Source organism: uncultured Neisseria sp. (assembly GCF_951230505.1).
Classification (GTDB): Bacteria; Pseudomonadota; Gammaproteobacteria; order Burkholderiales; family Neisseriaceae; genus Neisseria.
In genome coordinates this window covers 1-11089 of sequence record NZ_CATNVN010000054.1, presented here as the reverse complement: position 1 = coordinate 11089, position 11089 = coordinate 1, and the positions used below count along the sequence as shown (strand labels likewise).

The window sequence follows — 11089 nt, the reverse complement described above, 5'->3', positions numbered from 1 at the left end:
ACCCTCAACGCCGCCGAAGCCGTCGTCAGCACCCAGCGCGACTGGGGCAATCGCAGCGACCGCAAAGCAGCGCGTACACGCTATACGCTGCAACGCGTCGGCGTGGATGTGTTCAAAGAAGAAGTCGAAAGGCGCATGGGCATTAAATTTGAACCCATCCGCCCTTACGAATTCACCCACCGCGGCGACCATATCGGCTGGGTACAAGGGCATGAAGGCAACTGGCATTTGACTTTGTTTATTGAAAACGGTCGCCTGCTCGATTATCCCGGCAGACCTTTGAAAACCGGCGTGCGTGAAATTGCCAAAATCCATCCCGGCGACTTCCGTCTGACGGCCAACCAAAATCTGGTGGTTGCCAATGTACCGCCCGAATTGAAAGACACGATTGATAAAATCGCCAAAGATCATGGCCTTATCAGCAAATCGATTACCATCCAGCGTGAAAACTCCATGGCTTGCGTTGCCTTGCCGACTTGCCCGCTGGCAATGGCGGAGGCCGAACGCTTCCTGCCGACATTCTCCGATAAAATTGATGAAATGTTCGCCAAATATGGCTTGGAAGACGAATACATCGTTTTGCGCGTAACCGGTTGTCCCAACGGTTGCGGCCGCGCCATGCTGGCGGAAATCGGTTTGGTCGGTAAAGCCGTCGGACGCTACAACCTTTACGCAGGCGGCAACCGCGAAGGCACACGCATTCCTCGTCTGTTTAAAGAAAACATTACCGAACCTGAAATCCTTGAAATTGTCGAAGACTGGGTGGCAGATTGGTCTCGAAACCGTTTGGATGATGAAGGTTTTGGCGATTTTGCCATCCGCACCGGCATCGTCAAACCTGTATTGGACGCTCCGCGAGACTTCTGGGCATAACGCATACAAACAGATCCGCAAGTCTACAATAAGAAAATAGAGAAAACCAAAGGCCGTCTGAAAATCATATTTTCAGACGGCCTTTTATATTGTGCGTATTTATATCAAAGATGGAATATAAACCGAATCAGCGGCGACGGCCAAAGCCTCGGCCCATGCTGGGGCGGCGGTAGTTGGAAGGCTGACGCGCGGTTTCGCGGTAACGCTGTTGCTGTTGAGCGTTTTGTTGCTGGGCACGCAGGGTGCGCGTATTCAGCTGTTGGCTGGTGCGTCTGTTTGGACGTGCGGTTTGATAATAGTTGGCACGGGCTTGACGTGCAATCGGGCTGTTTTGATTGCTTGCCTGTGTGAATTTGTTGGCCAATGCGTTGCCGATAAATGCACCGGCTGCCGTACCTACCAAGCTTTGCAGCAGCCAGCTGCCGGTGGATTGGTCGTAGATGTATTGTTGGCCGTCTGTACCGGTTACCGGTTGGCCGTTGTTACCGTTGGTTTGTGCTTCGGCAGGAATGGTGTCTTTCACGGCTTCAGGCGTGAGCTGGTAAACCGTATTGTCTTCTTGTTGGCCTGCTTGTTGTGCCAACTGTTGTTGCAATGCTTCGATTTGTTTTTGTTGCTGCTCAAGCTGCGCCTGGGTATTGTCTTTGCAGGCAGCGAGGGCAAAAGTGGAAAGGGCGGCTAAGGCAATCAGTTTTTTCATTGTTTTTCCTGAGAGAGTTTGTCTTTGCCGAGATTTCGGCGGAGTGTGTTTGCCTAATATTAAACCATTTCCCTGTTTTTCAAGTGGTTTTACAAAATAATATTGGAAAGTTGCGCTGCAAATGCGCGGCTGTTGGCTGCCAGATTGCCCAGTGCAGGCATTTCGTGTTCGGTTTCGATAATCAGCAGGTTGGCAGGGCGGCGGGTATGCAGGGACATTTGCATTTCAGCGGGAGAGAAAGGCATGTGATGGCGTTTGGCGAAAGCTTCGGCGCGTTTGTTGGCAGTTTTGAGCATGGGCAGCAGGGTAATATCCAAATGGAAACGGCGTACGCCCAAAACCAAAATACGCGCTGCGAAGAAATCTGCTTCATCAGTAAAAACGTTGGGGCTGCTTTGATTGAAGTCATGGCGCTCTGCGGCAATTAAAGTCGCGATGGTGCGCACTTGCGGAATCAGGGCTTCGCTGATGAGGCTGTCAGGCGAATCAGGCAAAGTGTGCATGTTGAGCATGCTGTGGTGGCTGTTGCTGTCAACGACCATGCGGCAGGTGTGTAACATTTGTGTTTGGCTGTGGATTTTAGTTGAGGCAGTCATGGCTGTATTCCTTATTTCTTAAAAATGGGTGGATTTAAGCGGCCATGGTGGGTATAAAAAAAGCCGCTCAAATGAGGCGGCTCTAATTTGCGTATTTTCAATTTGGTCTGTTTCAGACAAGCGCAAAAAAGTACCGCACGTTTGTGTGGTACCAATAGAAGAAAGTAGCAGAGCGTTGCACGGTTTGCATGATGAAAATACGTCTTTAATGTATAAAAGAATGGAACGTAGTTTAAAACAAGAATGCCAGTAATTTCAATATCCAATCGACAAAACCCACCAATAAATCTACAAGTTGTTGTAATCCTTCCAATTTATTTTCTTTCGAGTGAGTCAAATTTGCACAATTATAATGCAAAACCGAGTGAATTGATAACAATCCGAGCAGGCTCTTTAAAAAGGCCGTCTGAAAACTGAATTTCAGACGGCCTTTATTTTTGTTTATCCAATCAATAAACGTCGCGTTGGTAGCGTTTGTCTTCGCGCAGGTCGTTGAGGTAGTCTTCGGCTTCGTCACGGCTGAGTTTGCCTTGGGTTTCGATGACTTCGATCAGGGCGTTTTCGACATCGCGTGCCATGCGTGCGGCGTCGCCGCAGACGTAGATGTGTGCGCCTTGTTGCAGCCAGTTCCAAACTTCGGCGGCGCGTTCGGTGATTTTGTGTTGGACATAGACTTTGTGTTCGCCTTGTCGGCTCCATGCGAGGTCGGCGCGGGTGAGGAGGCCGTCTTTGCGCCATTCGCTCCATTCGAGTTGGTAGAGGAAGTCGTCAGCCAGGCGTTGGTTGCCGAAGAAGAGCCAGTTTTTGCCGCTGTCGCCATTGGCGGCACGTTGCTGCATAAAGGAGCGGAAGGGGGCGACGCCTGTGCCTGCGCCGATCATGATGATGGGGGTATCGCCGTTTTGGGGTAGGCGGAAGTTGGGGTTGGGTTCGACAAAGACGCGGGCTTCGCCGCCTTCTTCGAGGCGTTCGCCCAAGTAGCCGGATGCTGCGCCGGTGTAGGTGTGGTCGTGGTGGTTGAAACGGACGACGCCGATGGTGAGGTGGACTTCTTCGCCGACTTCGTCTTGTGCGGAGGCGATGGAGTAAAGGCGCGGGGTTTGTGGGCGGAAGAGGCTGTATAGGGTTTGTGCGTCCAGTGGGTGCGGATAGGCGGCAAATACGCCTACGGGCGGTGTGGCGGCGAGGTAGGCATCCAGTTGGGCTTTATCTGCAGCTATGGTTTTGAGTTCTTCGTTGTTTGTTAATTCGGCGTATTGTTGGACGAAGGCGGGTGTGTTTTGGGTAATGTCTGCGGATTCGGTCAGGGCTGTGCGGATGTCGGTTTCGCGGCCGTCTGAAAGTTGGACGGTTTCGTTGCCGTTCAGTTGGTTGAGGTCGAGGATTTCTTGGACGAGGTCGGCGGCATTAAGCGGCCATACGCCGAGCGCGTCGCCTGCCTGATAATGCAGACCTGAGCCGCTGAGGTCGATTTCGATGTGTTCGACGTCTTTTTCCGCGTCGCGTGAGGTGATTTTTTGGCGCACGGATAGGGTGGCTGTGTAGGGTTTTTCTTTGGTGTATAGAGTGTTGCTGCTTGGTGTTGCTGAGTCGTTTGGTGCGGCGGTTGTACTAGGGGCTGTTGCTTGGGCGGTTAATTCGGCTACTTTGGGTACGACGGCGGCAATCCATGCGTCGGCATCGGCTTGAAATTCTAAGTCGCAAATGCCCAAGTCGTTCAGACGGCCTGCACCCAGTTCGGCAAATTTGGCATCAAAGTCTTTGCCTGCTTGGCAGAAGTTGGGATAGGAGGAATCGCCAAGACCCAAGACGGCAAAGGTCAGTTTGCTGAGGTCGGGTTTCTTTTTGCCGTAGATGAATTTGTACAGGGGTAGGGCTTCTTCGGGTGGTTCGCCTTCGCCTTGGGTGGAGGTAACTAAAAGCATGATGTCTTCGTCGGGCAGGGTTTTGCTTTTGAAATCGCCGGCGCTGCTGAGGCGGGCTTCTACGCCGGCAGCTTGAAGTTTGGCGTGTAAGGATTCGGCAACGCTGCGGGCATTGCCGGTTTGGGAGGCAGAGAGGACTAATACGCGGCGGCTGACTGTCGAGGCAGCTGTTTGCAGGGCAGATGGTTGGGTTGCTATACCGGATATGCCTTGGCTTTGCGCCCAGCAATAGCCGGAGAGCCAGGCAAGTTGGGTGGGGGATAGGGTTGAGAGTTGGGTGGAGAGTTCGGGTGGAAGCGGATTGGCTTGGCTCATTTGGATTCCTTTGTTGGACGGCTATAACCGATTGTTTGAATAATGGACAGTCGCCACTTTAAACAGGCCGTCTGAAAAAAGGAAAGAATGCTTGGTTTTAATTTAAGATGATTTCGTTATATTCGGGAAGGTATTAGGCCGTCTGAACATGCTCATTCAGACGGCCTTGGATTGGATAGAAACGAGATTTTCAGTTTCCGCTGGAGAGTTTCATCACTACGACGCCGGAGATGATGAGAAATGCACCGAGCCAGCGGCCGAAGTTGGCGGCATCGTTGAAAAAGGCTACGCCTACCAAAAATGCCCCTGCCGCGCCTATGCCTGTCCAGACGGCGTAGGCTGTACCCATCGGAATACTTTTTTGGGCAAGGTAAAGGAAGTATCCGCTGCCGATGATGCAGGCAAGCGCGGCGGCAAAGCCATGCCAGCGGTAGCCTTCCTGTTGTGCCAGCTTCAAGCCCAATGGCCAGCCGATTTCCAGCATACCGGCTAAGATTAAATAAAACCAGCTCATAATATGTCCTGATAGTGTGTTAAGGTTTCAGACGGCCTTGGAAAGATTGTTTTCTTCCGAGAGTTCAACGCGTTGTCCGATGTCTTTTAGATTGGAGTATTGTTCGACCAAGCGCGGTACATCGTCCAAGCTCATTGCAAACATCCATAAATAAGTGCTGACGGAATAGATATGGCCGGCGCTGCCATAGCCTTTAAGCGTCATGTGTATAAAGGCAAAGCCGAACAATACGCTCATCGCCATGCCGATACTGAGATAGCCTAAGGCTTCGCGATTGGAAATCAGCACGCGTAGTTTGGCAACCCAGCCATAGTGGCGGTAGAGCTGATGCTCGTTGCCGTCGCGGATAAGGTGGTTGTCGCGTTCAAGCCGGTTGTTTAAACGGAAATATAGGTTTTCGCTGATGGCGGCAAAACGCGGCAGCAACCATAAAAACAGGGCAAGTATCGCGACAGCCAATACGCCTACCCAAAATTCCAATATCAGCAACATCATACATGCACCGAAGATGGAGACCAGCGAAGTAGCAGCGATGGGCAGGTGTTCTTCAAAAAAACTGACAAACTCACGCGATAGGGCAACGCGTGCGGTAATGGCGGAATGCGGTACTTCTCGTTTGCGCTGTTCCAATACAACGGGGACGGCGATTTTGGTATAGATTTGGGTAAACGTACGCGTATCTGCTGCTCGGCGGGCGGCGCCGACCAGCCACATCAATAAAACCACCACACCATACAACATTGCCTGCCAGACTTTGCCTTCCATAACGGCATTAATCGCCCAGCCGCCAAACACGGGATATACCAGCAAGAGCAGATTATCCAAGCCGACGAGAGAGAAGGTTGTGATGAGTTTGCGGCGGTGTGTTTGACCGATGTGTTTCAACATTTTCCACATGGTTGTCCTCCTTATTTAGTATTGAGGGTTTGCGCCATTAATTCGGCCAACGCGTCCAAATCGGCAAACAGTCGGGCTGCACGTTTTTCACCAAAGGCGGTAAAAATTCGTTTGCTGAATTCCTGCATGTTTTGCACCAATGGTGCGGCAGATTCCTTGCCTTGCTCGGTCAGCGACAATAAGCGTTCGCGTTTGTCTTGTTCGCTTTCGTGAAATGTCAGCAAGCCTTGTTCCGCCAGCGTTTTGCATGTGCCGGAAACGGTTTGCTTGGGCAGGCTCCATTCTTCGCCTATGTATTTTTGAGTGCGGCTGCCTTCGGTGGCTAAGGTATAAAGAACGGCAAAGGTATTGTAGTTGGTGTTTTGCTGTTTAATCCATTGGTCAAATGCGCTGTCTATGTGGCTGATGCGCATACCGAGTTGATCGAGCTGATTCATAAATTGGTCTCAATATTGACTAATTGGGTGCGGATTATAGTCATGTTTAGGACTAATTGCAAATAGAAGGCCGTCTGAAACAATCATTTTCAGACGGCCTTGAAACCGTTAAAATAATTAATGTAGAAACGATATATTCAAATTACGATTTACGATAAACCTAATAACATCTTCAACACATACGCCATGATTCATTTCTTATCTCAAAATATTTCATCCAAACAAGCCACTGCCATCGGGCTGCTTGCCGTTGCCTTGTGGAGCTTCGTCATTTCTCTGATACGCTCTTTGAGCCTGCATATGGGGGCAGTGGGCGGCGCGGCAATGATGTACACACTGTCCACCGTATTGATTTGGCTGATTTTCGGCCGACCGCATTTGCGTAATTACAATCGCAGCTATCTGTTTTGGGCGAGCGTGTTTTTTGTCGGCTGCGAACTGTGTTTGTCGTTATCGGTCGGTTTCGCGCAAAACGCGAGACAGGCAGTGGAAATCGGTATGGTCAATTATTTATGGCCGACGTTTACCATTGTCGGGGCGGTGTATTTCAACAAGCAGCCATCAAAATGGTGGATAGTCATCGGCTTTGTACTGTCGTTTTTGGGGATTGCCACTGTATTGGGAGGCGATGTCGGCTTGTCGGTTTCCGGTATTTACCACAATGTCCGCACCAATCCCGGCGGCTATATCATGGCATTTGCGGACGCAGTGTTTTGGGCGGCATATTGCACGCTGACGGCGCGCGTGAAAGCGGAAGGCAGCAGCGTCGGCTTCTTCTTTGCGCTGGTGTCGATACTGTTGTGGATAGAGTATTTTCTCAGCGGCGCGGATACGTTGAGTTTTGATTCCGTATCGCTCGGCTATGCCGTTGCCGCCGCGTCTTGTATGGGCTTGGGCTATGCAGTGTGGAATATCGGTATTTCGCGCGGCAACCTGACCGTATTGGCGGGCGCATCTTATTTCATTCCGGTATTGTCTGCGGTAGTGTCCTCGTTTTTGATCAGCGCGCCTTTGTCCATGACGTTTTGGCAGGGGGCGGGAATGGTGTGTTTAGGATCGATTGTGTGTTGGTTGGCAACCCGGAGAAAACAGATGGTGTGAGGCAACATCCCATAGCTTTGCGATATAACGAAAACAGCTTTTTTAACAACCAAACATTCTTTCCCATTTTCAGACGGCCTGTTTAAAGTAGCAGTCAGTTTGAGAAATCACGAGAAATGGGAAAGAATCATGACCGCAGCTTCCGCTCCACTTTTACGCTTCATTACCGCCGGCAGTGTCGATGACGGCAAATCCACCCTCATCGGCCGCCTGCTCTACGACAGCAAAACCCTGCTGACCGACCAGCTTGACAAGCTCAACCGCGCTGCTGAAAACGGCGAAACGCCTGATTTTGCCAGCCTGACAGACGGCCTTGCCGCCGAGCGCGAACAAGGCATTACCATTGACGTGGCCTACCGTTATTTCGCCACGCCCAAACGCAAATTCATCATTGCCGATACGCCGGGACATGAGCAATACACGCGTAATATGGTTACCGGCGCATCGACTGCCGATGCAGCCATTATTTTGGTCGATGCCACGCGCGTCGATTTTTCCGGCAACGAGCCAGTCCTCCTGCCGCAAACCAAACGCCACAGCGCGATTCTGAAACTCTTGGGCTGCCCCAACATCATCGTCGCCGTCAACAAACTCGACCTGCTCGACTTTGACGAAGCCAAATATCAAGCCATTACCGAGGCCTACCGCAAACTGGCGGAACAAATCGGCCTCAAAGCACAAATCCACTTCCTGCCCATCAGCGCCTTAAAAGGCGACAATATCGTCAATGCCAGCAGCCAAACCCCATGGTATCAAGGGTTGCCGCTTTTGCCTTTGCTTGAAAGCCTGCCCGTCAACCGTCAAAATGCCGCCGACCAAGCCGCGCACTTTCCCGTACAACGCGTGGCGCGCCAAGACGGCAGCAGCAGTGACGACTTCCGCGGCTATCAAGGCAGATTGGAAGCGGGCCGTCTGAAAGTGGGCGATGAAGTCAAAGTTTTACCCAGCGGCCATGTTGCCAAAGTTGCCGAAATCTATAATGCCAACGGTAAAACCGAATCTGCCGAGGCAGGGGAAGTGTTGACCGTTGTTTTGGATACGGACATCGATATTTCACGCGGCAACAGCATTGTTTCAGCCGACAGCGCCATTGTTCCCGAACAACAATTTCAAGCCGCGCTTTGCTGGTTTGACGATATTCCGCTCAATCTGCGCCGCAAATATTTGCTGAAGCACACTACCCAAACCACGCCCGTAAAAATCAGCGAAATTGCCTATGTTTGGGACGTGAACACCCTCAGCCGCGTCGAATCCGCCGAAACGCTCAAGCTCAACGACATCGGCAGCGTCAGCCTCAAAACCCAGCAGCCGCTTTCTGCTGCCGCATACGAAGACAACCATGCACAAGGCGCGTTTATTTTGATTGACGAAGCCACCAACCATACTGTCGCAGCAGGCATGATACGCAAAGTCAGTGAAACAAACAGTTTTGAAATTTAAAAGAAAGTTGCAATAAAAAAAGGCCGTCTGAAGTTTCAGACGGCCTGTTATTTTATCCAAGGCGAAATGCTTATGCGCCGTAAACCGGATATTTATTGCACAAAGCAGTCACTTGTTCGCGGACTTTGGCGAGGTTGGCTTCATCTTCAGGGTTGGCCAATACGTCGGCAACCAAGTTTGCCAATACGCGCGCGTCGGCTTCGTTAAAGCCGCGTGTGGTCATGGCGGCGGAGCCGATGCGGATGCCGGAGGTAACGAATGGTTTTTCCGGATCGTTCGGGATGGCGTTTTTGTTGACGGTGATATGAGCTTTTCCCAAAGCGGCTTCGGCGGCTTTGCCGGTGATTTTCATCGGTTGCAGGTCAACGAGGAAAACGTGGCTTTCAGTACGGCCGGAAACGATGCGCAAACCGCGTTTAACCAACTCTTCCGCCATAGCGGCAGCATTGATTTTCACTTGTTTTGCGTATTGTTTGAACTCAGGTTGCAACGCTTCTTTAAACGCCACGGCTTTGGCAGCGATAACGTGCATCAACGGACCACCTTGCAGGCTTGGGAAGATAGAAGAGTTCAGCGCTTTTTCGTGGGTATTGTCACGGCACAAAATCACACCGCCGCGAGGGCCGCGCAGGGTTTTGTGGGTGGTGGTGGTTACGAAGTCGCAGAATGGTACGGGGTTAGGATATTCGCCGCCGGCAATCAGGCCGGCATAGTGCGCCATGTCGACAAAGAGGTATGCGCCGACTTTATCGGCGATTTCGCGGAATTTTGCCCAATCGATTTGTAGCGCATAGGCAGATGCGCCGGCCACAATCATTTTAGGTTTGTGTTCAAGCGCCAAGCGTTCTACTTCGGCATAATCGAGAACTTCGTTTTCATCCAAACCATAAGTAATGGCGTTGTAGAGTTTGCCGGAGATGTTAACGCTTGCGCCATGGGTCAAGTGGCCGCCGTGTGCCAGAGACATGCCCAAAATGGTGTCGCCCGGTTTCAAAACTGAAGCATATACGGCTTGGTTGGCTTGCGAGCCGGAGTGCGGTTGGACATTGACATATTCTGCGCCAAACAACTCTTTAGCGCGGTCAATCGCCAATTGTTCGACAATATCAACGTATTCGCAGCCACCGTAGTAGCGTTTGCCAGGATAGCCTTCGGCGTATTTGTTGGTCAATTGCGAACCTTGGGCTTCCATAACGGCACAGCTGACGTAGTTTTCAGAGGCGATTAGCTCGACGTGGTCTTGCTGGCGCTTGTCTTCTTGGGCGATGGCTGCTGCCAAATCGGGGTCATATTGTGCGAGGGTAACGCTTTTTGAAAACATGTTCTCGATTCCTTTGTGATGGGCTGAAAATATGGGATGGAGTGCTGCGGATTGGTTCAAGATGAACTATTTTTCTTGCATTGTCAACAATTGTGTCGGGTGTTTGGTTTCAGACGGCCTGAGATTGAAGGGTTTATTTGAAAATATCATCTTGTTTTAAATGAAAATCCATTTTTTCCAGAAGTGCGACCAAATCGGATTCGGCTTGGGCGGCTTTAAGATTTTTTGCCAGTTCTACCAAGGCTACTGCATTTAATCGTTCTTTCTCCAGCCGTAGGGCTTCTTCGCTGAAGATTTTGATATTGTCTGCCGATTCGGCGGCATCTATTTTTTCAAATGGATAAAATGATTCTTCGTGCACGGCCAAACCGTCAGGCAAGGGGGCAGCATGGTTGAAATCGGCATCATTGACCGGCATCCATGAAGGATGGTTTTCAAGCAGGATAAATTGTCCGTCCATGCCGTTGATATGACGGAATAGGGTGGTTCGGCCATTGTGTAAACGCATAAGCCCGATTGTATGCCCAAGTTGGTAAACCGTCTAGAAACCTGTTTTTTTCCATTGGGACAATGGCTAATGGTGATATTATTAATTTTGACATAAAACAGTTTCGGCTTAAAAAAGACTGGATAAAACGCCCGTGTTTGTTATAATGAAGCTAAAGATTAATTCGTCCTAGTTTTTGGCAGCAGTACTTTTTTATTTAATTAACAAGAGAGGAAAACAAAATGTTTCCAGAATATCGCGATCTGATTTCTAAACTGAAACAAGAGGATGCACACTTTGCCCGTTTGTTTGAGGAGCACAACGAGCTGGACGATAAAATTACCGGTTTGGTGAATAACGTGGTAACCAGCGGCGCCGAAGAAATCGAGGAGCTGAAAAAAGCCAAACTCAAACTCAAAGACGAATTGTATGCCCTTTTGCAAAAAGCAGCAGGCAAATAATTAAAATTTGAATAAGGCCGTC

11 protein-coding genes and 1 pseudogene are annotated in these 11089 nt (G+C 50.5%); 4 read left to right on the top strand and 8 right to left on the bottom strand.

The features are described 5' to 3' along the window. Positions 1-873, top strand: a pseudogene (locus Q1M25_RS05065) (sulfite reductase subunit beta); the annotation flags it as partial. A 127-nt stretch (positions 874-1000) separates the two neighbouring features. Here Q1M25_RS05065 and Q1M25_RS05060 read toward each other — a convergent pair. From Q1M25_RS05060 to Q1M25_RS05035, 6 genes are all read right to left on the bottom strand, one after another. Beyond that, positions 1001-1573, bottom strand: a complete 573-nt coding sequence (locus Q1M25_RS05060; RefSeq protein ID WP_300482432.1) for a hypothetical protein — start codon at positions 1571-1573, stop codon at positions 1001-1003. Between the two features lie 89 nt (positions 1574-1662). Next, positions 1663-2169 carry a hypothetical protein gene (locus tag Q1M25_RS05055; RefSeq protein WP_003685697.1) on the bottom strand — a complete coding sequence of 169 codons (507 nt, stop codon included), beginning with the start codon at positions 2167-2169 and terminating at the stop codon, positions 1663-1665. A gap of 449 nt (positions 2170-2618) precedes the next feature. Beyond that, the gene (locus Q1M25_RS05050; RefSeq protein WP_300482429.1) at positions 2619-4409 is read right to left on the bottom strand and encodes an assimilatory sulfite reductase (NADPH) flavoprotein subunit; all 1791 of its coding nucleotides are present in this window, start codon (positions 4407-4409) and stop codon (positions 2619-2621) included. Positions 4410-4599: 190 nt separating this feature from the next. After that, the gene (locus Q1M25_RS05045) at positions 4600-4923 is read right to left on the bottom strand and encodes a multidrug efflux SMR transporter (protein ID WP_108700133.1); all 324 of its coding nucleotides are present in this window, start codon (positions 4921-4923) and stop codon (positions 4600-4602) included. 27 nt (positions 4924-4950) lie between these two features. Further along, on the bottom strand, positions 4951-5820 hold the full coding sequence (locus tag Q1M25_RS05040) for an ABC transporter six-transmembrane domain-containing protein (RefSeq protein ID WP_300482426.1): 870 nt from the start codon (positions 5818-5820) through the stop codon (positions 4951-4953). Between the two features lie 11 nt (positions 5821-5831). Continuing rightward, on the bottom strand, positions 5832-6257 hold the full coding sequence (locus tag Q1M25_RS05035; RefSeq protein WP_003685715.1) for a MarR family winged helix-turn-helix transcriptional regulator: 426 nt from the start codon (positions 6255-6257) through the stop codon (positions 5832-5834). 186 nt (positions 6258-6443) lie between these two features. Here Q1M25_RS05035 and yddG point away from each other — a divergent pair, with 186 nt between their 5' ends. Next, entirely contained in the window at positions 6444-7358 is a 915-nt protein-coding gene (yddG, locus tag Q1M25_RS05030) for an aromatic amino acid DMT transporter YddG (RefSeq protein WP_263337006.1), read from the top strand. A 129-nt stretch (positions 7359-7487) separates the two neighbouring features. Then, positions 7488-8798 (top strand): GTP-binding protein, encoded by a 1311-nt coding sequence (locus tag Q1M25_RS05025; RefSeq protein WP_107848991.1) that lies wholly within the window; start codon positions 7488-7490, stop codon positions 8796-8798. Between the two features lie 70 nt (positions 8799-8868). Here the strand turns inward: Q1M25_RS05025 and glyA are convergent, their stop codons facing one another. Together glyA and Q1M25_RS05015 are read right to left on the bottom strand one after the other, a co-directional pair. Next, entirely contained in the window at positions 8869-10119 is a 1251-nt protein-coding gene (glyA, locus tag Q1M25_RS05020) for a serine hydroxymethyltransferase (protein WP_004520001.1), read from the bottom strand. A gap of 133 nt (positions 10120-10252) precedes the next feature. Further along, positions 10253-10627, bottom strand: coding sequence for a hypothetical protein (locus Q1M25_RS05015; RefSeq protein ID WP_039862199.1), 375 nt, complete (start codon positions 10625-10627; stop codon positions 10253-10255). A gap of 221 nt (positions 10628-10848) precedes the next feature. Between Q1M25_RS05015 and Q1M25_RS05010 the strand changes: the two genes are divergently transcribed. Further along, positions 10849-11067, top strand: coding sequence for a YdcH family protein (locus tag Q1M25_RS05010; RefSeq protein WP_003746288.1), 219 nt, complete (start codon positions 10849-10851; stop codon positions 11065-11067). The last annotated feature ends 22 nt before the right edge of the window (positions 11068-11089 follow it).